A 20,792-nucleotide genomic window follows, 5' to 3' on the forward strand; every position below is an offset into this window, starting at 1 on the left:
AGCATATAAATTGAGGTGATATTACTTATTCTGTAACAGAGCACACTATTTTAATATTTTAATCCTATTCTCAGCTCATATCACTTTGTTAATACACTTTATGAACGTTTCATAAAGTCGAAGAATTCTTCATTTGTCTTAGTCATTGCTAACTTATTAATGAGGAATTCCATTGCGTCAATCTCACCCATTGGATGAATAATTTTACGCAAGATCCACATTTTTTGTAGCTCATCTTGAGACGTCAGTAACTCTTCTTTACGTGTACCAGAACGATTGTAATCAATCGCAGGGAAAACACGTTTTTCAGCAATTTTACGAGACAGGTGTAATTCCATATTACCTGTACCCTTAAATTCTTCGTAGATAACTTCGTCCATCTTAGAACCCGTATCGACTAATGCTGTTGCAATGATAGTCAAGCTACCACCTTCTTCAACATTACGAGCCGCACCGAAGAAACGTTTAGGACGATGTAATGCGTTTGCATCCACACCACCAGTTAACACTTTACCTGATGAAGGAACAACAGTGTTATAAGCACGCGCTAAACGTGTGATGGAGTCTAACAGGATGATAACGTCTTTTTTATGCTCAACTAGGCGCTTCGCTTTTTCAATCACCATTTCTGCAACTTGTACGTGACGAGAAGCTGGTTCATCAAAGGTTGAAGCAATAACTTCACCTTTTACTAAGCGTTGCATTTCTGTCACTTCTTCTGGGCGTTCATCAATCAGAAGTACCATTAATACGCAATCAGGGTAGTTATGAGCAATATTTGCTGCAATGTTTTGCAGCAACATGGTTTTACCTGCTTTTGGTGGAGCAACAATAAGACCACGTTGACCACGGCCAATTGGCGCCGCTAAGTCAAGAACACGCGCGGTTAAGTCTTCTGTTGAGCCATTACCACGTTCCATGCGTAAACGATTATTAGCATGTAAAGGTGTTAAGTTTTCAAAGAGAATTTTACTGCGGGCATTTTCTGGTTTATCAAAGTTAACTTCATTAACTTTTAGGAGGGCAAAATAACGTTCACCTTCTTTAGGAGGACGAATTTTCCCTGCGATGGTGTCACCAGTGCGGAGGTTAAAACGGCGAATTTGACTTGGAGAAACGTAGATATCATCGGGACCAGCAAGGTAGGAACTGTCTGCGGAACGTAGGAAGCCGAAGCCATCCTGCAATATTTCCAGCACACCGTCACCGAAAATATCTTCTCCACTTTTCGCGTGTTGCTTCAAGATAGAGAAAATAATGTCTTGCTTTCTCATTCGAGCCAGATTCTCTAGCCCCATATTTTCGCCAAGTGCTATCAGTTCTGATACCGGCGTATTTTTTAATTCGGTAAGATTCATAATGGTGGGTTCTTAATAACTCGGGGTAACTCTCGAACTATGAACGTGAATAGTATAACAGCGAATCGCTGTCAGTTTCGTCATGTGTAAAATTACAGATTATAACTTTCTAACATAAGGGTATAACTAAAATGATAATGTTAGAGAGTGTTAATACAATTAGACCAGTCTGCTTTATCCCAGAGAAGTGACATTCATTTTCGCGATACATGAGTGTACTTTCAACTTATGGGTTAGGAACATATTTTGGAAAAATTTATATCCCTTGAATACTATAGATTATTCTAAGGCAACTTGACTGGTTAGATGAATTCAGATTACTTATATTAAATATCATATTAGATTAAATATCATATCATGTTATTCAATTCTATTACTTTGTACGCTTGATATTCAATATCTCAGACTTATTTAATCGTATCTAATCATATTGGCAAGTAGATCCGATATATTATGTAAGTAAGTGGCGCTAACTTATCATGCTTCGAAGCGGACGTCTAGCGGTCAATAACAGAAATACTGACAAGGTCTAAACGTCCTACTTTATTTTTGATATCTAAATCAAATTAGATATTTTCGTCTAAAAACTCTTTCAGTTGAGTTTTTGACAATGCGCCTACTTTAGTCGCAGCAACTGCACCGTTTTTGAATAAAATCAGTGTAGGAATGCCACGAATACCGTATTTTGGTGCTGTCAGCGGGTTTTGATCGATGTTTAGCTTCGCAACTGTTAATTTACCAGCGTATTCTGTTGCAACTTCATCTAGAATAGGAGCAATCATTTTACATGGGCCACACCATTCAGCCCAGAAATCAACGAGCACAGGGCCGGTTGCATTTAATACATCAGCATCGAATTTGCTGTCAGATAAGTGAAGGATTTTATCGCTCATTGTTCTACTCCAAAGAATAATATTGACCGTACCAGTGTAACATTAAATAACAAAAGTCTGTCTGCATTTCAGCGGATAAACTTTTGTAATGCAACCCATAACTGATATTCTATTACATTATGAGCAAAACATATTTGACAGAAAAGAAGTTTTCCGACTTCGCCTTGCATCCAAAAGTGATAGAAGCCCTTGAGAAAAAAGGGTTCTCTAATTGTACACAAATTCAGGCATTGACGTTACCTATCACTGTGAAAGGTCAAGACATTGCCGGGCAAGCCCAAACAGGAACAGGCAAAACGTTGGCGTTTTTAACTTCAACGTTTCATTATCTTTTAACGCACCCTGCTAAAGAAGGGCATGAAACCAATCAACCTCGTGCACTTATTATGGCGCCAACACGCGAATTAGCTGTGCAGATCTATTCTGATGCTAAAGAGCTTGCGCAAAATACAGGGATTAAAATGGGTCTCGCCTACGGTGGCGATGGCTATGACGAACAACTCAAAGTATTAAATAATGGTGTCGATATTGTTATTGGCACAACAGGTCGTTTAATTGACTACGTTAAGCAAGGCCATATTAACCTTAACGCAATCCAAGTTGTGGTACTTGATGAAGCTGACAGAATGTACGATCTCGGTTTTATTAAAGATATTCGTTGGATTTTCCGTCGTATGCCAGTTGCGGCTGAGCGTATGAATATGCTGTTCTCTGCAACACTTTCTTACCGTGTAAGAGAACTAGCTTTTGAGCAGATGAATAATCCAGAGTATGTTGAAGTTGAACCTGAACAAAAAACAGGTTTTAGTATAAAAGAAGAACTCTTTTATCCTTCAAATGAAGAAAAAATGCGTCTTCTTCAAACATTGATTGAAGAAGAATGGCCAGATCGCTGTATCATTTTTGCTAATACAAAACATCGTTGTGACGACATTTGGGCGCACCTTGCTGCAGATGGGCACCGCGTTGGTTTATTAACCGGTGATGTTCCACAGAAAAAACGTCTACGCATTTTAGAAGATTTTACCCAAGGTAATATTGATATTCTGGTTGCTACTGACGTTGCCGCTAGAGGCCTTCATATTCCATCAGTAACACATGTTTTTAACTATGATTTACCTGATGACTGTGAAGACTATGTTCACCGTATTGGTAGAACAGGGCGCGCTGGAAATAGTGGTAACTCAATCAGCCTTGCATGTGAAGAATATGCGCTGAATTTACCTGCTATTGAGACCTATATTCAACATGCTATTCCCGTGAGTAAATATAATAGTGATGCGTTATTAGCTGATCTGCCTGAGCCCAAACGCCGTCACCGTCCTCGCCAAGGTCAGCCTCGTCGCAACAATGCGCCGGCGCGAAATAACAGAGGAAATAATACTCAACGTAACAACCGAAATAAACGCCCGAGTCATCCATAAATTATGCTGAAATCCTCATCACTTTATGCCGCTATTGATTTAGGTTCTAACAGTTTTCATATGTTAGTCGTTCGAGAAATCGCGGGCTCTATACAAGTCCTTTCCCGCGTGAAACGTAAAGTTCGACTCGCTGCTGGCCTAAACAGTGAAAATAAATTGTCAGAGCAGGCAATGGAACGCGGTTGGCAATGTTTACGACTTTTTTCTGAATATCTACGTGATATTCCGGCTGAACAAATCAGAGTCGTAGCAACAGCCACATTACGTATTGCTAAAAATGCAGATATTTTTGTCGCAAAAGCGTCTGAAATATTGGGCAATACTGTTCATGTTATTAGTGGTGAGGAAGAAGCACGCCTTATCTATCGTGGCGTTGCACATACTACAGGTGGTGCAGAGCAACGTTTAGTCGTCGATATTGGTGGTGGCAGCACAGAACTGGTTACAGGTACTGGTGCTAAAACAACGCAATTAATGAGCTTAAGTATGGGCTGTGTAACTTGGTTAGAGCGCTATTTTACTGACCGTTCTCTAACTCAAGAAAATTTTGCTAAAGCACAAGACGCAGCCAAAGCGATACTCGCCCCAGTGGCAGATAAATTAATTGGGCAAGGCTGGCAAGTGTGTGTAGGTGCCTCTGGTACTGTACAAGCGTTGCAAGAGATCATGATTGCTCAGGGTATGGATGAATTAATCACCTTACCTAAGCTTGAGCGACTCAAACATAAAGCCATTGAGTGTGGAAAACTAGAAGAGCTGGAAATTGAAGGGCTTACTTTTGAACGAGCCTTAGTGTTTCCAAGTGGGCTTGCTATCTTAATCGCCATATTTGAAACACTGCATATCGACAATATGATCTTAGCAGGTGGTGCATTACGAGAAGGCTTAGTCTACGGAATGTTACATCTTCCTATTGAGCAAGATATCCGCCAACGTACTCTTCGTAATGTCCAACGTCGGTTTCAGATTGATATTGAGCAAGCACACCGAGTTCAACAACTTGCAGAACACTTTTTTATCCAAGTCAGCAAGAGTTGGCAGTTAGATAATCGTTGCCGTGAGTTGCTCAACAGCGCCAGTGCATTACATGAAATTGGCCTTAGTGTTGATTTTCGCCAAGCACCTTCACATGCAAGCTATCTGATCTCTCATCTTGATTTGCCGGGATACACACCTGCACAACGACGTTTATTGGCATCTTTGCTAAAAAACCAAACAGGGATCATCGATCTTGCGCCCCTAAATCATCAAAATGCACTACCGATAACTCAAGCCAATCGACTGGTGCGTTTACTGCGATTAGCCATCATTTTTGCTAGTCGCCGCCGTGATGATACTCTCCCAGCATTACGATTACGTACTGAAGATGAGAAACTCATTATTACGCTGCCATATCAATGGCTTAATGAGCATCCATTACGGGCTGAAAACCTCCAAGAAGAGATCCAATTTCAGAGTTATGTCCATTGGTCTTTAATGATTGAAGAACAAAACAGCTCTCGTATAAGTTAATTTTTTGCTTATACAAAAATAAAAACCCCTTGAACATCAATATGCCAAGGGGTTCATTTTATCTACCAAACCTTATACTATTCGGGTTTGTGTCTTGCCAGCATAGCCCTTAATCCCGCAACACCTTTTTGCCCTTTCTCTTGTTTTTCTTCAGCACTTAACACTTTCTTTTTATTAGTATCCCAATTCAAATCATCTTGAGGTAACTCATAAAGAAAACGGCTTGGGTCGGGTTTAATTAATTCGCCATATTGACGCCTTTCTTTACATAACGTAAAAGTGAGTGTTTTTTGTGCTCGAGTAATACCCACATAAGCAAGACGCCTTTCTTCTTCTACATTATCTTCATCAATACTACTTTGGTGTGGCAATATGCCCTCTTCCATTCCTACTAAAAATACATGAGGAAACTCAAGACCTTTAGAGGCATGTAATGTCATTAATTGAACTTGATCTAACTCTTCTTCTGTTTCTCCTCGCTCCATCATATCGCGCAAGGTAAAACGGTTAACAACTTGAGAAATCGTCATAGGTTCATGTAATTCATCACCTTCTAGCATTTCGCTCATCCATAAAAACAGCTGATTAACATTTTTCATTCTCATTTCAGCCGCTTTTGCGCTACTTGAGGTTTCATATAACCAACTTTCATAATCCATTTCATGCAATAAATCACGTACAGCTAACAGCGGCTCTCGTTCTGATTTTTGCACTATACGTGACATCCATTGAGAGAATGCTTGTAATGAATTGAAGCCTCGACCTGTTAATGTTTGACCTAATCCCAAATCAAAACAGGCATTGTATAAGCTCTTATCTCGAACTTTTGCCCACTCACCTAACTTTTGGATCGTCATAGGGCCGATTTCACGACGAGGCTTATTCACAATACGTAAAAATGCCGCATCATCATCAGGATTGGTAATCACTCGCAAATAGGCCAGAATATCTTTTATCTCTTCCCTTGAGAAAAAAGAGGTTTCACCTGAAATACGATAAGGAATACGGTTTTGCATTAAGTATTTTTCAAAAATACGAGACTGATGATTGCCACGATAAAGGATCGCGTAATCCTTATAATTGGTTTTATTAATAAAGTGATGAGCAATTAATTCACCAGCCACACGTTCTGCTTCATGCTCTTCATTATTAGCTGTTAAAACCCGTAGTTCATCACCATAACCTAATTCTGAAAATAACCGTTTTTCAAAAACATGGGGATTATTTTCAATCAAGATATTCGCTGATTTTAGAATACGCCCAGAAGAACGATAATTTTGCTCAAGCTTAATCACATTAAGTTGTGGAAAATCTTTTTGTAATAGCACTAAATTTTGAGGTCGAGCACCACGCCATGAATAGATTGATTGGTCATCATCGCCTACAACCGTAAAACGAGCTCTTTCACCGACCAGCCATTTGACCAATTCATATTGGCTTGTATTTGTATCTTGATATTCATCCACCAGCAAATAACGGATACGTCTTTGCCAGCGCTCTCTGACTTCTTCATTTGTACGTAATAACAGAGTTGGTCGGCTAATTAGGTCATCAAAGTCGAGTACATTACAACTACGCAGATGTTGCTCATAACGTCGAAAACATTCGGCAAATGTATGATCTTGTTGCGATCTCGCCATTCCTATTGCTTGATCTGGCGTGAGCATGTCATTTTTCCAATTAGAAATTTGGCTCTTTAATTGAGAAAGTAAATCTTTATCTTCTTCTAATAAATCAGCAGTTAATTCTTTAAGTAATGCAGATTGGTCTTGATCATCAAACAATGAAAATTTAGCTTTAATACCTAACGCTTTATATTCGCGTTTAATAATTTCTAATCCCAATGTATGGAACGTTGAGATCATTAATCCTTTCGCTTCTTGGCGACCTAAGGTTTGAGCAACTCGCTCTTTCATTTCACGCGCAGCTTTATTGGTAAATGTAACCGCTGCAATTTGCTTTGCTGGATATTGGCATTGACGAATGAGGTGTGCAATTTTATTGGTAATAACCCGTGTTTTACCCGATCCTGCACCTGCCAAGACCAAACAAGGGCCTGACACATATTCTACTGCTTTTTGTTGACCAGGATTTAATCGCATACTTTTTCCAAACTTCATTAACCAAGAACATAACGGGGGACAATTGTAGCAGAAAGCGATCAAAGTCTTGAGTATTCCCTCTTTCAATTTTTCTCACACTATAAAAACAAAAAACCGTACTCCATTAAGAAATACGGTTTTCAATAAAATTTAATCTTCACTTTTCGCTTATTTTTCTAAGCTCTTTGCATGAGAAGATAGCAAAAACTTAACCTTCACTTTTCACTTATTTTTCTAAGCTATTTACGTGAGAAGAAGGCAGCAAAAGAGGTTATCCCAAGGAGCATACATTAGTATGTGACTTGGTTAACCGAGTGTAGCCAACGCACTTATCGCGTAAAGAGCGACGAAAAATTAGTTGGCAACAGCAATCTTCTTCATATCCGTCATATACCCACGCAACGTTTTACCTACGGCTTCAATTGGGTGCTGACGAATTGCTTCATTGATATCACGTAATTGTGCGTTATCTGTTCCATTATCTTGAACTTTCTTCGCTAAATCGCCAGATTGCAATGTTGTCATAAACTCTTTCAACATAGGAACAACCGCAAATGAGAACAGGTAGTTACCATATTCAGCAGTATCAGAGATAACCACATTCATTTCATATAAACGCTTACGAGCAATGGTATTTGCAATTAATGGCAACTCATGCAGCGATTCATAATAAGCTGACTCTGCAAAGATCCCTGCTTCAATCATGGTATCAAAAGCTAATTCAACACCAGCTTTAACCATTGCAACCATTAATACACCGTGATCAAAATACTCTTGCTCACTGATTTTACCCTCATATTCAGGATAATTTTCAAATGCACTTGCTCCGGTCTCTTCACGCCATGTCAGCAAGTTTTTATCATCATTTGCCCAATCAGCCATCATAGTTTCAGAGAATTTACCTGAAATGATATCGTCCATATGTTTTGCAAACAGTGGAGCCATGATCTCTTTCAGTTGCTCTGATAATGCGTAAGCACGCATTTTTGCAGGATTAGATAATCTGTCCATCATCAAGGTGATACCACCCTGCTTCAGTGCTTCTGTAATCGTTTCCCAACCAAATTGCAGCAACTTACCTGCATATCCCGGCTCAACGCCATCAGCAACCATCTTGTCGTAACATAACAGCGAGCCAGCTTGTAACATACCGCACAGAATAGTTTGCTCACCCATTAAGTCTGATTTTACTTCTGCAACGAAAGAGGATTCTAAAACACCCGCACGATGACCACCTGTTGCAGCAGCCCATGCTTTCGCAATGGCCATACCTTCACCTTTTGCATCATTTTCAGGGTGAACTGCAATCAGTGTTGGAACACCAAAACCACGCTTATATTCTTCACGAACTTCAGTACCTGGACATTTTGGTGCAACCATAACAACGGTGATGTCATCACGGATCTTTTCGCCAACTTCAACAATATTAAAACCATGAGAGTAACCTAATGCTGCACCTGATTTCATCAACGGTTGAACAGCTTGAACAACAGCAGAGTGCTGTTTGTCTGGCGTTAAGTTAACAACTAAATCAGCTTGAGGGATCAACGTTTCATAGGTTCCAACTTCAAAACCGTTTTCGGTTGCACGACGCCATGATGCACGTTTTTCATCAATCGCCTCTTGGCGTAAGGCATACGCGATATTCAAACCTGAATCACGCATATTTAAACCTTGGTTAAGACCTTGAGCACCACAACCAACAATAACGACTTTTTTGCCTTTCAGGTAATTTGCTTCATCAGCAAATTCTTCACGTGACATAAAGCGACATTTACCTAATTGCGATAACTGCTGACGCAGATTCAATGTATTAAAATAATTTGTCATAAAAGACTCCAAAATCGTTGTGTATGTGTTTGCTATTATTATCCTCACATTCAGTGAGGTGTTGCATGACTTTACTATATGGGATGAAAGCCATTGCTTAAATTGATATATTTACAAGACAGTGTTGCAAAAAATGCAACGTTCTTTTTTATCACCTAAGGTGGCTGGCAATGGATATTCGTGATCTCAAACTCTTCCTGCATTTAGCTGAAAGTTGTCACTTCAGCAAGACAGCACAAGCGATGCACGTCAGCCCTTCTACGCTCTCTCGTCAAATTCAACGTCTTGAAGAAAGCTTAGGCCACCCTCTGTTTTTACGTGATAACCGACAGGTGACTCTCACCGATGCGGGCGAACAGCTAAAACGCTATGCTCAACAAACCTTATTGCAATATAAGCAACTTAAGCACACGCTAAATCAAAATAGCCCCAGCCTTTCTGGTGAGCTACGACTGTTTTGTTCTGTAACAGCGGCTTACAGCCATTTGCCACCTATTCTTGACCGTTTTCGTGCAGAAAATCCATTAGTTGAAATAAAGCTCACCACAGGAGATGCGGCGGATGCGGTCGATAAAGTGCAATCTGATGAAGCTGATTTAGGTATTGCAGGAAAACCTGAAAAGCTTCCTGAAAATATCTGCTTTGAAAAAATAGGTGAAATTCCATTAGTTTTGATTGCACCGGCATTACCTTGCAATGTTCGCCATCTTGCAACACAAGAAAAACCCGATTGGCTCAATATTCCATTTATCATTCCTGAGCATGGCCCGTCACGACAACGAATTGCGTTATGGTTTAAACGCCACCGTATCCATAATCCTTTAATTTATGCGACTGTTTCAGGGCATGAAGCAATTGTCTCAATGGTTGCGTTAGGTTGTGGTATTGCACTTATCCCACAAGTTGTCGTTGATAACTGCCCTGAACCCGTTCGTAATCGCATCTCTTCATTGGATAATATTTCAATGGTAGAACCTTTCGAATTAGGCGTTTGCGGATTACACAAACGCCTTCAAGAGCCTGTGATCAGTGCTTTTTGGCGATTACTCCACGACTAAATTTGTCGTTTGTGGTGACAGAAATAGCTGAAAAGAAGGATTTCCTGTCTCATCATGATATTCATAACCTAATGCATCTAAATGTCGCTCGAAACGCCCTTCTGTTTCGGGCAGTTCAAATGCCACCAGCACACGCCCATAATCAGTACCATGACTACGATAGTGGAATAACGTGATATTCCAATAAGTCCCTAATGTTTTTAAAAACTTCATTAAAGCGCCCGGTGATTCAGGAAACTCAAAACTAAATAAACGCTCTTTAAGCGGTTTATTAGGACGACCCCCGACCATATAACGCACATGAAGTTTTGCCATTTCATCATCAGACAAATCAGCCACTTGATAACCAGCAGTCGTAAGTTCACGCAAAATTTCCTTACGCTCTGCAAGTCCTTGGCTTAAACGTACACCAACAAAAATACGTGCATTTTCAGGATCAGCATCGCTATAACGATAATTAAATTCAGTGACAACACGTTGACCTAAGATCTGACAGAAACGTAAAAAACTGCCTTTTTGTTCAGGGATTGTCACAGCAAGTAATGCTTCGCGTTTTTCACCTAATTCACAGCGTTCAGAGACATAACGTAGTCCATGAAAATTCACATTTGCACCAGAAAGCACATGCGCTAGACGCTCACCTTTGATCTGGTGCTCTTTGACGTATTTTTTAAGCCCAGCCAATGCCAATGCGCCTGAAGGCTCTGCAATTGCACGTACATCTTCAAATAAATCTTTTACTGCGGCACAAATTTCATCGCTATCAACAGTTATTACATCATCAACATATTTTTGGCATAGACGAAAAGTTTCATCACCAATACGCTTAACGGCAACACCTTCTGCAAATAAGCCTACTCGAGCTAATTCGACAGGGTGTCCTGCCTCTAATGCGGCTTTTAAACATGCGGCATCTTCAGCTTCAACACCAATAACTTTAATTTCTGGCATAAGCTGTTTAATTAATACCGCCACCCCAGCAATTAAACCACCACCACCAACTGGTACGAAAATACGATCAAGATGAACATCTTGTTGTAAGAGTTCCATTGCCAGTGTTGCCTGTCCTGCAATGACAGCAGGATGATCAAAAGGTGGAACAAAGGTGTATCCCATCTCTTCAGACAGCGCGATAGCTTTCGCTTTTGCTTCATCAAAGTTGGCTCCATAAAGCAATGCCTCTCCACCAAATTGGCGAACAGCATCAACTTTAATATCCGCCGTTGCTACTGGCATCACGATTAATGCTTTTACACCCATTCGATTCGCTGACAACGCAACACCTTGAGCGTGGTTACCCGCAGAAGCCGTCACTACACCTTTCACTTTTTGTTCAGGAGTCAGCCCTGCAATCATGGTATAAGCACCACGTAATTTAAAGCTATGAACAGGCTGTCGGTCTTCACGTTTAACTAAAATTGTATTTTCTAAACGCTCAGAGATTTTTATCATTTCTTGGAGCGGAGTGACTATTGCGGCTTCATAAACCGGTGCGCTCAGCGCCGCTTTTAAATATTCAGCGCTACTTGGCGCTGAATTTAAAGGTCTAAAGGCAGCCATTTTTAGCCCCCTAATTTAGATTTATCACGCACCGCGCCTTTATCAGCACTAGTGGCTAAAGAAGCATAAGCTCGTAAGGCAAACGAAACTTGGCGCTGTCTATTTTGTGGTGTCCACGCTTTATCACCACGAGCATTTTGTGCATCGCGGCGAGCAGATAATGTTTTATCATCTACCTTTAATGAGATTTCACGAGTTGGAATATTGATAGAGACGATATCGCCCTCTTCCACTAAACCAATTACACCACCATTTGCAGCTTCAGGGGAAACATGTCCGATAGATAAACCTGATGTTCCACCAGAGAAACGTCCGTCAGTGATAAGTGCGCAAGCTTTACCTAATCCCATTGATTTTAAATAAGAGGTCGGATACAGCATCTCTTGCATACCCGGCCCACCTTTAGGGCCTTCGTAGCGAATAATTACCACATCGCCAGCCACTACTTTTCCACCTAAGATAGCTTCAACAGCATCATCTTGACTTTCATATACTTTTGCAGGACCACTAAAAATTAAGTTATCTTCATCAACGCCTGCTGTTTTAACAATACAGCCATCTACTGCTAAGTTACCAGATAAAACCGCTAATCCACCATCTTGGCTATAAGCATGCTCTTTACTGCGGATACACCCGTTTTCACGATCGGTATCTAAGGTTGGCCAACGACAATCTTGAGAGAATGCCTTCGTGGTACGAATACCAGCAGGGCCCGCTTGGAACATCGATTTTACTTGCTCATCTTGCGTTAACATCACGTCATATTGCGCTAACGTTTCTGGCAAAGTTAACCCTAATATATTATCTACATTACGGTTAAGTAATCCGGCTCTGTCTAATTCACCTAAAATACCCATGACCCCACCTGCGCGATGAACATCTTCCATATGATATTTTTGTGTACTTGGTGCCACTTTACATAAATGAGGGACTTGGCGAGAAAGTCTGTCGATATCTTCCATCGTGAAGTCAACCTCACCTTCTTGCGCGGCGGCCAATAAATGCAGAACCGTATTTGTTGAGCCTCCCATTGCAATGTCTAAGATCATCGCATTTTCAAAGGCTTCTTTTTTAGCGATATTGCGCGGTAATGCGGACTCATCATCTTTTTCATAATAGCGCTTGGTTAATTCAACAATGCGCTTACCTGCGTTGATAAATAGCATTTCACGATCTGCATGTGTTGCGAGTAATGAGCCATTTCCCGGTTGAGATAATCCCAGAGCTTCTGTTAAACAGTTCATTGAGTTTGCGGTAAACATGCCTGAACAAGATCCGCATGTTGGGCAGGCCGATCGTTCGATTTGCTCACTATCCGCATCGCTGACATTTGGATTTGCCCCTTGGATCATGGCATCAACCAGATCTAATTTGATCAGTTGGTCTGAAAGCTTCGTTTTACCCGCTTCCATAGGGCCACCAGAAACAAAAATAACCGGAATATTTAAACGTAAGGACGCCATTAACATTCCTGGGGTGATCTTGTCGCAGTTTGAGATACACACCATCGCATCAGCACAGTGCGCATTAACCATATATTCAACGGAGTCTGCAATAAGTTCACGGGATGGCAAAGAGTAAAGCATGCCACCATGCCCCATTGCGATACCATCATCAACCGCAATGGTATTAAATTCTTTAGCGACACCACCAGCGGCTTCAATTTGCTCAGCAACGAGTTTTCCTAAATCCCGCAGATGCACATGACCCGGTACAAATTGCGTAAATGAGTTCACAACTGCGATAATGGGTTTACCAAAATCAGCATCAGTCATTCCCGTTGCACGCCATAAGGCACGGGCTCCAGCCATATTACGACCGTGTGTCGTTGTCGCTGAACGGTATTTAGGCATTTTTCACACTCCTGCGATAAAGAAAGCGAGTAGGGAACGATCTACCCGCTAAACAAATTTATTTGATTATGTTTATGAATTGATTGGATCTAACCAGCCGTATTTGTCTTCTGTTTCACCCGTAAACAGACCAAAGAATGCTTTTTGAATTGCTTTGGTCACAGGGCCACAACGTCCGATACCTACTTGAATTCCATCAACACTACGTACTGGTGTAATCTCTGCGGCTGTACCTGACATAAAGACTTCGTCTGCAAGATAAAGTGATTCACGAGAAAGCACTTGTTCACGCACTTCATAACCTAGATCTTTTGCTAATTTGATAATGGCATCACGCGTGATCCCTGGCAGTGCTGATGAAGTAAATGGAGGTGTAAAAATAACGCCATCTTTTACTTCAAATAGGTTTTCACCAGCACCTTCGGATAAATAGCCATGAACATCTAATGCAATCCCTTCTTGGTAACCATGACGGCGAGCTTCACTTCCCACTAATAATGAAGATAAATAATTACCACCAGCTTTAGCTGCGGTTGGAATAGTATTTGGTGCAGCACGGTGCCAAGAAGAAACCATTGCATCAATACCTTTATCTAAAGCTTCTTCACCGAGATATGCTCCCCATGGGAATGCAGCAATGATCACATCTGTTTTATAGCCTACTGGTGGGTTAACTCCCATGCCGACATCACCAATAAAAACTAATGGACGAATATAAGCACTGACTAATTTGTTTTTACGTAAGGTTTCACGACATGCTTCCATTAACTCATCAACACTTTGCTCAACAGGCATGCGATAAATTTTGGCTGAGTCATGTAAACGTTGCATATGCTCACGATGGCGAAATACCACTGGACCTTTATGAGAATTGTAACAACGCACACCTTCAAATACGGAAGTACCATAATGCAATGCGTGAGACATCACATGAACCTTTGCCTCAGCCCATGGAACCATTTCACCGTTAAACCAAATATAATCAGCTTGCTTTGTCATTCTTTTATCCTTACATGGCACTTAGTGCATTCATGAATCGTAATTTTTCTTTCTGTTGATGTGATACTTGAATACCTGCAACATCAGCTAACTTTGTTAACTGGCTGCACAGAAGTTCTAATGGCCGCTGACTACTCACCGTCAGGCTTAAATTAATATTATTGCTCTCTGTGATATTCATATTCATTGAGCATATATGAAAACCACGATGACGGATAACTCTCAGGATACGTTCTAAGATCTCTGGACAAAAACGGGCTTCAATTGTGATATTGTGTTGGTTCATTTTGATTTCTCCATCATCTCATCATTACTTGCGCCCGGCGGAACTAAAGGCCAGACATTTTCTGCGTCATCGATAGATACCTGTAATAAGTAAGGGCCATCGCTCTCTAATAAACATTTTATTGCATCAGCAACTTGTGCTTTTTCTGTGATACGTTGCCCAGGAATATCAAAAGCTTTAGCTAAGGCAACAAAGTCTGGATTGTCTGTTAAAATAGTTTCGCTATAACGTTGTTCAAAAAATAGCTCTTGCCATTGACGCACCATACCAAGACGTTGATTATCTAATAACACCAATTTGACAGGTAATTGCTTACGTTTAATTGTCCCCAATTCCTGCACATTCATCATAAAAGAACCGTCGCCTGATACACAGATAACACACGCATCAGGTCTAGCAATTTGAGCGCCCACTGCTGCAGGGATACCAAATCCCATCGTGCCCAAACCACTTGAGGTAATAAAATTTTCAGGTGCATCAAATGTCATATGTTGTGCTGACCACATTTGATGTTGGCCGACATCTGTTGTCACAACCGTATTTTCAGGTTTCGCATCTGATAATTGTTTTAATAATAACGGTGCATAAATTGCAGAGCCTGGATGGTCATAACGCCACGCGTGTTCTGTCTTTAATTCTTGAACCTCTTGTTGCCAAGTAGCGATGGATAATGGCTGAGACAAAACCGGTAACAACACTTTTGCATCACCCAATAACGCAACATGCGCCTGTTTCAATTTATTTAATTCTGCATGGTCGATATCGATATGGATAACCTTGGCATTAGGTGCAAAAGTATTTAATCGACCCGTTACGCGATCATCAAAACGTGCACCAACAGCAATTAATAGATCACTACGCTGAACAGCATAATTTGCCGCTTTAGTACCATGCATACCTAACATACCTAAATAATTGGTATCTAATGCATCAGCGCAGCCTAATCCTTTTAAAGTGGAAACAACGGGCATTTCTGTTTGCTTCACAAATTCTCTTAACGTTTCCATCGCATTACTCATGGCAACACCACCACCTACATACAAAATAGGTTTTTGTGCCTTCGCTAACATCTGCTTAGCTTGAGCCAGCTCTTGTGTTGGGTAAGGAAACTCTTGCTCTTCTGGCAATTCATAACTTGATAAATGGGAAGCATCAGCCAATTGAACATCTTTAGGAATATCAATTAAAACAGGCCCAGGGCGACCTTGAGACGCGATAGAAAATGCCTCTGATAACACTCTTGGTAATTCATCAACGGTCGAAACTAAAAAACTATGTTTTGTACACGCTAACGAAAGTCCTAAAACGTCAATTTCTTGGAATGCATCTGTACCAATTAAATTGGAAGCAACTTGTCCTGTTATAGCAACAACAGGCACAGAATCTAACAATGCATCAGCAAGTCCAGTGATAACATTAGTAGCGCCTGGGCCTGATGTCGCGATACAAACACCCGTTGTACCTGTAGAGCGAGCAAAACCAATAGCAGCAATCGCGGCACCTTGTTCATGGCGACACAAAACATGTTCAACACCGCCATCATAAAGGGCATCGTAAACAGGCATGATCGCACCGCCAGGATAACCAAAGACTGTTTCGACTTGATGTTTTCGTAATGCCTGTACTAACCACTGTGCTCCATTCATTATTTCACCCTGCCACCTTAACTTCTTGTTTAATTTGAATTTATTTTCTATTTAATCTCTTTTTCAAACTGAGGCTCAAAAAAAACCCCCGCGCCTTTCGGTGCGGGGGTTTTTAAGAGATCCGGCTAGTTTAGTTAGCCTTTCTTCGTCCTAGTGCAGCCCCGCACGGTGGGTTAATAATCACCACCACGCTGACAATAATTAGGCTAATCACTAGGACGATAGTATTCATAATTTTATAACTTCTTTTCTTATTTAAAATGTATGTTTGTTATGTTGTGTTGTGTCTTCTTTCACTCTGTCCTTTTAGAGTTATCATGATATTTTAGAATTGACAACGATTATTTTAAAAATAATCGTAACTAAATGAATTTTATATATATTTTCCTATCCCAGATCGGTATTGGAATATTTATCTATAAAATATTTGTTTTTCAGTTATTAATACTAAGAAAGAACCCGTTATTTTGTTTTTTCTACTATTACACATCATTATTTAAAGCCAAAAAGAGAACATATTTTTTATTATATTTATATTAATTTATTAAATTATTTATTTATTAAATTAATTACTATATTTCAATATGTTATGTTATTTTCGAGATGTTTCTCATTTATTTAACTCTCCATTTAACACAAAAGAAAAAATAATTTAAAAAGAAAAAAATAATGGAGAATAAAAAATGGCATTAGCAATAATATATACACGAGCCTCTTTAGGAATATCAGCTCCGCTTATTACTATAGAGGCTCATATTAGTCAGGGATTACCCGGATTAACATTAGTTGGATTACCTGAGACTGTCGTAAAAGAAGCAAAAGACAGAGTAAGAAGTGCACTAATTAATAGCGGATATACTTATCCTGCAAAAAGAATAACAATTAATCTATCACCAGCCGATTTACCCAAAGAAGGTGCACGTTATGACTTACCTATTGCACTGGCAATACTCATTGCATCTGAACAATTAACATCAAATAAATTAGAATGTTATGAGTTTATTGGAGAGCTTGCACTTTCTGGTAAATTACAACGAGTTAATGCAGTTATTCCATCAATTCTTAGTGCTTCAAAAGATCGTCGAATATGCATTGTATCAGTAGAGCATCAAACTGAAGTTTCATTATTACCCAATAAATCAGCTTTATTAGCCTCTCATCTTTTAGAGATTTGCCACCACCTAGAAAATAATACGCCATTAATTGAAACAGAAAACTTTATTATTAATAATGAAATTGAAAATCAAGATAATAAAGATATGAGTGATATAATTGGCCAAAATAATGCAAAAAGAGCAGCAGAAATCACAGCAGCAGGAAATCACAATATTTTATTTCTTGGCCCACCAGGAACAGGCAAAACAATGTTAGCGCAAAGGATAAGTACGCTCCTCCCACCTTTAACAGCTACAGAAGCACTTGATGTATTAATCATTAGTAGTTTAAGAGGAGTGACATTTGATGAAAAAAAGTGGCCTACAAGACCATTTAGAGCCCCACATCATACTTCCTCTGCGGTTGCTTTAACAGGAGGAGGTTCTCTTCCTAAACCAGGAGAAATTACATTAGCACATCATGGTATTTTATTTTTAGATGAACTGCCTGAATTCGAACGCCGTGTACTCGATGCATTACGAGAACCTCTAGATGCTAGAGAAATAACTATTTCACGAGCAAAAGCCAAAATAAGCTACCCAGCTAACGTATTATTAGTCGGTGCATTAAATCCAAGCCCAACAGGACACTATCAAGGTAGTCACAATCGAGTACCAATAAAGCAGATCCTGCGCTATTTAAACAAGGTTTCTGGGCCATTTTTAGATAGGTTTGATTTATCTGTCGAAATGCCACTACTTCCTCAAGGATCGCTTATTCATCCTACACTTACCACGGAAAGTAGTACTGCAATTAGAGAACGTGTTCTAAAGGCAAGAGAAAAGCAATTTACACGATGTGGGAAAGTGAATACTTATTTAACCGGAAAAGAGATTGAATGCTATTGCTCGTTGAGTACTCATGATGCAACTTTTCTTGAAGACACGCTAAATAAATTAGGATTATCAATACGAGCTTGGCATAAGATTTTAAGAGTATCGAGAACTATCGCAGACCTTGAAAATGAAGAGAAAATACAAAGAAATCATTTAATTGAAGCATTAAGCTTTCGTGCAATGGATAGATTAATGATCTATTTACAAAAGCAACTAGATGGATAAATAAAAAGGAGCGAAAATACGCTCCTTTTAACTAAAACTAATGATATTAATCATCAGAGTCGGTATAGTCATCAGATGGATCGAGCTGCGGCTTTCCACCCGATAATGTATGAAAACGTTTTGGACGACTTATACGACTAGTATATTTCTTCCAAATTTTTTCTTCGACCGTTGCTGCTTCTCGTTCGCCACGACACATGGCAACAAATAATTTTTCCGTTTCAGTTGTAGGCTCTCGTTTACCTAAATCAAGCTCATTAAAGGCTTGACCATGACGTTCCAATATCTGGGATTCCTTGATAGTGAAATCGCCATGACGAGAAAAACCACGCGGATAATGTTTATTGTCAAAAAAACGATTAGTCGTGATAAAACTTTCTGCCATCTGACACACTCCTAATTCTCTATCGTCATACTTATGGCGCGGAGTATTAGATAGTCATGCGGTTCTGTAAAACAAAATATTTAAATCGTAACGACAAATTTTTTTGGAGATAGATGTGGATACCGAATTACTGAAAACCTTTTTGGAAGTCAGTAAGACTAGACACTTTGGACGAGCCGCTGAATCTCTTTATTTAACGCAGTCTGCGGTTAGTTTTAGAATACGACAATTGGAAACACAATTAGGCACGAATCTGTTTACACGCCATCGTAATAATATTCGTCTAACTGTCGCGGGTGAAAGGCTGATCCCTTATGCTGAATCGTTAATGAATACATGGCTTCTCGCTAAAAAAGAGATTAGCCATGCTTCACAACATTCAGAGCTATCAATTGGCGCCACAGCATCACTCTGGGAAGCATATCTAACATCTTGGTTACAGGAATCTTATCTAGAAAGAAAAGAGCTCAGAATCGAATCTAGAGTCTCTACAAGGCAATCTCTTGTAAAACAACTTCATGCAAGAGAACTCGATCTTCTTTTTACGACAGAATCACCAAAGATGGATGAATTAGAAAGTAAAATTATTGGTGACATTACTTTCCAGTTGATGAAAATAGCATCTAATAAAACAGAAGAAATAGTACAATTTATCAAAATTGAATGGAGTGCTGATTTTCAGCCTTTTCTTCCTAATGGAGTGGCGCAAAAAATTGATCCTATTTTGACCACTAACTCCGCAATGATTGCTTATCAATTAATGAAAACAACGCAAGCAATTGCGTTTCTACCTACACATTGGCTCGATCTCTATTCAGACCTTGCTCCTGCCTCAACAAAAATTATTCAAAAACCTTTATTTGCGGTTTGGCTAAATACTAGTGATCAGCAAGTATTGATACAACAACTATTAAAACAGCCGATAAATAATCAATAAAGCTTAAATCTACTCTATATAGTTATCCATGATATTAACGAATAACTTTTGGATTTAAGCTTTATCTCTAGAATTCATAATATATAACAGAGAATATTACCGATAAATATTGGTAAAAGGAGTGTATTGGTAGGTTAGTTGATGAGTGTTTAAAGTAGTAAATATTGAGAATATACAAATAACAAAAAGCCCAGTTAATTAACTGGGCTACAAAGAAGTATAAATTTTGTTATTACTTAATTGGTAACTGGCAGGGGCGGAGAGGCTCGAACTCCCAACACCCGGTTTTGGAGACCGGTGCTCTACCAATTGAACTACGCCCCTAAATAGTTGGCGGAACGGACGGGACTCGAACCCGCGACCCCCTGCGTGACAGGCAGGTATTCTAACCAACTGAACTACCGCTCCGCGTATTCTTTGCGCGATTAATGTTATTAAACACTAACGCTTTAATTGATGCCTGGCAGTTCCCTACTCTCACATGGGGAGGCCCCACACTACCATCGGCGCTACAACGTTTCACTTCTGAGTTCGGCATGGATTCAGGTGGGTCCGCTGCGCTATGGCCGCCAAGCAAATTCTGTTTAATTACCCGTTACTTCGATTTCTCTTCATAACCAGCAATTTTCAATCTTAAACAAGCTTACTTCATCTACTCTTTGTCTCTCAAACAAAACACCTTCGGTGTTGTCAGGTTAAGCCTCACGGTTCATTAGTACTGGTTAGCTCAACG

16 protein-coding genes, 2 tRNA genes and 1 rRNA gene are annotated in these 20,792 nt (G+C 39.8%); 5 read left to right on the top strand and 14 right to left on the bottom strand.

Annotated elements, in window-relative coordinates; genetic code table 11:
* Positions 1-98: 98 nt before the first annotated feature.
* Both rho and trxA read right to left on the bottom strand, forming a co-directional pair.
* Positions 99-1,358: a transcription termination factor Rho gene (gene rho, locus GWJ01_RS02360; RefSeq protein ID WP_023583649.1), complete on the bottom strand. Its 1,260-nt coding sequence runs from the start codon at positions 1,356-1,358 to the stop codon at positions 99-101.
* Positions 1,359-1,924: 566 nt separating this feature from the next.
* Positions 1,925-2,251, bottom strand: a complete 327-nt coding sequence (gene trxA / locus GWJ01_RS02365; protein ID WP_006535838.1) for a thioredoxin TrxA — start codon at positions 2,249-2,251, stop codon at positions 1,925-1,927.
* 119 nt (positions 2,252-2,370) lie between these two features.
* Between trxA and rhlB the strand changes: the two genes are divergently transcribed.
* Both rhlB and gppA read left to right on the top strand, forming a co-directional pair.
* The gene (gene rhlB, locus GWJ01_RS02370; RefSeq protein ID WP_109395466.1) at positions 2,371-3,675 is read left to right on the top strand and encodes an ATP-dependent RNA helicase RhlB; all 1,305 of its coding nucleotides are present in this window, start codon (positions 2,371-2,373) and stop codon (positions 3,673-3,675) included.
* Between the two features lie 3 nt (positions 3,676-3,678).
* Positions 3,679-5,187: a guanosine-5'-triphosphate,3'-diphosphate diphosphatase gene (gppA, locus tag GWJ01_RS02375; RefSeq protein WP_109395467.1), complete on the top strand. Its 1,509-nt coding sequence runs from the start codon at positions 3,679-3,681 to the stop codon at positions 5,185-5,187.
* A 77-nt stretch (positions 5,188-5,264) separates the two neighbouring features.
* Here gppA and rep read toward each other — a convergent pair whose 3' ends face one another.
* The gene (gene rep / locus GWJ01_RS02380; RefSeq protein WP_109395468.1) at positions 5,265-7,289 is read right to left on the bottom strand and encodes a DNA helicase Rep; all 2,025 of its coding nucleotides are present in this window, start codon (positions 7,287-7,289) and stop codon (positions 5,265-5,267) included.
* A gap of 354 nt (positions 7,290-7,643) precedes the next feature.
* Positions 7,644-9,119 carry a ketol-acid reductoisomerase gene (gene ilvC / locus GWJ01_RS02385; RefSeq protein ID WP_109402002.1) on the bottom strand — a complete coding sequence of 492 codons (1,476 nt, stop codon included), beginning with the start codon at positions 9,117-9,119 and terminating at the stop codon, positions 7,644-7,646.
* A 170-nt stretch (positions 9,120-9,289) separates the two neighbouring features.
* On the opposite strand from ilvC, the gene ilvY reads away from it, so the two are divergent.
* Positions 9,290-10,177, top strand: a complete 888-nt coding sequence (gene ilvY / locus GWJ01_RS02390) for an HTH-type transcriptional activator IlvY (protein ID WP_109395470.1) — start codon at positions 9,290-9,292, stop codon at positions 10,175-10,177.
* On the opposite strand, the gene ilvA is transcribed toward ilvY, so the two are convergent.
* The 6 genes from ilvA to ilvL form a co-directional block, all read right to left on the bottom strand.
* Complete coding sequence (gene ilvA / locus GWJ01_RS02395) at positions 10,163-11,737, bottom strand: threonine ammonia-lyase, biosynthetic (RefSeq protein WP_161710642.1); 1,575 nt, start codon at positions 11,735-11,737, stop codon at positions 10,163-10,165. The genes ilvY and ilvA overlap by 15 nt on opposite strands.
* Before the next feature lie 2 nt (positions 11,738-11,739).
* Positions 11,740-13,590: a dihydroxy-acid dehydratase gene (ilvD, locus tag GWJ01_RS02400; protein ID WP_109395472.1), complete on the bottom strand. Its 1,851-nt coding sequence runs from the start codon at positions 13,588-13,590 to the stop codon at positions 11,740-11,742.
* A 72-nt stretch (positions 13,591-13,662) separates the two neighbouring features.
* Positions 13,663-14,589, bottom strand: a complete 927-nt coding sequence (ilvE, locus tag GWJ01_RS02405; protein WP_161710643.1) for a branched-chain-amino-acid transaminase — start codon at positions 14,587-14,589, stop codon at positions 13,663-13,665.
* A 10-nt stretch (positions 14,590-14,599) separates the two neighbouring features.
* Positions 14,600-14,875: an acetolactate synthase 2 small subunit gene (ilvM, locus tag GWJ01_RS02410; RefSeq protein WP_023583660.1), complete on the bottom strand. Its 276-nt coding sequence runs from the start codon at positions 14,873-14,875 to the stop codon at positions 14,600-14,602.
* Positions 14,872-16,521, bottom strand: coding sequence for an acetolactate synthase 2 catalytic subunit (gene ilvG, locus GWJ01_RS02415; RefSeq protein WP_161710644.1), 1,650 nt, complete (start codon positions 16,519-16,521; stop codon positions 14,872-14,874). The genes ilvM and ilvG overlap by 4 nt, the downstream gene beginning before the upstream one ends.
* A gap of 130 nt (positions 16,522-16,651) precedes the next feature.
* Positions 16,652-16,753, bottom strand: a complete 102-nt coding sequence (ilvL, locus tag GWJ01_RS02420) for an ilv operon leader peptide (RefSeq protein ID WP_071788577.1) — start codon at positions 16,751-16,753, stop codon at positions 16,652-16,654.
* Positions 16,754-17,204: 451 nt separating this feature from the next.
* Here ilvL and GWJ01_RS02425 point away from each other — a divergent pair, with 451 nt between their 5' ends.
* Positions 17,205-18,737, top strand: coding sequence for a YifB family Mg chelatase-like AAA ATPase (locus GWJ01_RS02425; protein WP_109395474.1), 1,533 nt, complete (start codon positions 17,205-17,207; stop codon positions 18,735-18,737).
* A 46-nt stretch (positions 18,738-18,783) separates the two neighbouring features.
* Here the strand turns inward: GWJ01_RS02425 and GWJ01_RS02430 are convergent, their stop codons facing one another.
* On the bottom strand, positions 18,784-19,122 hold the full coding sequence (locus tag GWJ01_RS02430; RefSeq protein ID WP_072070866.1) for a DUF413 domain-containing protein: 339 nt from the start codon (positions 19,120-19,122) through the stop codon (positions 18,784-18,786).
* 115 nt (positions 19,123-19,237) lie between these two features.
* Here GWJ01_RS02430 and hdfR point away from each other — a divergent pair, with 115 nt between their 5' ends.
* Positions 19,238-20,059, top strand: a complete 822-nt coding sequence (hdfR, locus tag GWJ01_RS02435) for an HTH-type transcriptional regulator HdfR (RefSeq protein WP_161710645.1) — start codon at positions 19,238-19,240, stop codon at positions 20,057-20,059.
* Positions 20,060-20,307: 248 nt separating this feature from the next.
* On the opposite strand, the gene GWJ01_RS02440 is transcribed toward hdfR, so the two are convergent.
* From GWJ01_RS02440 to rrf, 3 genes are all read right to left on the bottom strand, one after another.
* Positions 20,308-20,383: transfer RNA gene (locus GWJ01_RS02440), tRNA-Trp, on the bottom strand.
* Between the two features lie 7 nt (positions 20,384-20,390).
* A tRNA-Asp gene (locus tag GWJ01_RS02445) sits at positions 20,391-20,467 on the bottom strand.
* 50 nt (positions 20,468-20,517) lie between these two features.
* Positions 20,518-20,633, bottom strand: a 5S ribosomal RNA gene (gene rrf, locus GWJ01_RS02450).
* Between the last annotated feature and the right edge of the window lie 159 nt (positions 20,634-20,792).

The sequence above is a fragment of the Proteus sp. G2618 genome (assembly GCF_009915995.1).
Taxonomy (GTDB): domain Bacteria; phylum Pseudomonadota; class Gammaproteobacteria; order Enterobacterales; family Enterobacteriaceae; genus Proteus; species Proteus terrae.

What these genes read in the sequence shown, in the direction of transcription:
- rho (WP_023583649.1), bottom strand. Translation starts at nt 1,358, where the DNA reads ATGAATCTTACCGAATTAAAAAATACGCCGGTATCAGAACTGATAGCA.
- trxA (WP_006535838.1), bottom strand. Translation starts at nt 2,251, where the DNA reads ATGAGCGATAAAATCCTTCACTTATCTGACAGCAAATTCGATGCTGAT.
- rhlB (WP_109395466.1), top strand. Translation starts at nt 2,371, where the DNA reads ATGAGCAAAACATATTTGACAGAAAAGAAGTTTTCCGACTTCGCCTTG.
- gppA (WP_109395467.1), top strand. Translation starts at nt 3,679, where the DNA reads ATGCTGAAATCCTCATCACTTTATGCCGCTATTGATTTAGGTTCTAAC.
- rep (WP_109395468.1), bottom strand. Translation starts at nt 7,289, where the DNA reads ATGCGATTAAATCCTGGTCAACAAAAAGCAGTAGAATATGTGTCAGGC.
- ilvC (WP_109402002.1), bottom strand. Translation starts at nt 9,119, where the DNA reads ATGACAAATTATTTTAATACATTGAATCTGCGTCAGCAGTTATCGCAA.
- ilvY (WP_109395470.1), top strand. Translation starts at nt 9,290, where the DNA reads ATGGATATTCGTGATCTCAAACTCTTCCTGCATTTAGCTGAAAGTTGT.
- ilvA (WP_161710642.1), bottom strand. Translation starts at nt 11,737, where the DNA reads ATGGCTGCCTTTAGACCTTTAAATTCAGCGCCAAGTAGCGCTGAATAT.
- ilvD (WP_109395472.1), bottom strand. Translation starts at nt 13,590, where the DNA reads ATGCCTAAATACCGTTCAGCGACAACGACACACGGTCGTAATATGGCT.
- ilvE (WP_161710643.1), bottom strand. Translation starts at nt 14,589, where the DNA reads ATGACAAAGCAAGCTGATTATATTTGGTTTAACGGTGAAATGGTTCCA.
- ilvM (WP_023583660.1), bottom strand. Translation starts at nt 14,875, where the DNA reads ATGAACCAACACAATATCACAATTGAAGCCCGTTTTTGTCCAGAGATC.
- ilvG (WP_161710644.1), bottom strand. Translation starts at nt 16,521, where the DNA reads ATGAATGGAGCACAGTGGTTAGTACAGGCATTACGAAAACATCAAGTC.
- ilvL (WP_071788577.1), bottom strand. Translation starts at nt 16,753, where the DNA reads ATGAATACTATCGTCCTAGTGATTAGCCTAATTATTGTCAGCGTGGTG.
- GWJ01_RS02425 (WP_109395474.1), top strand. Translation starts at nt 17,205, where the DNA reads ATGGCATTAGCAATAATATATACACGAGCCTCTTTAGGAATATCAGCT.
- GWJ01_RS02430 (WP_072070866.1), bottom strand. Translation starts at nt 19,122, where the DNA reads ATGGCAGAAAGTTTTATCACGACTAATCGTTTTTTTGACAATAAACAT.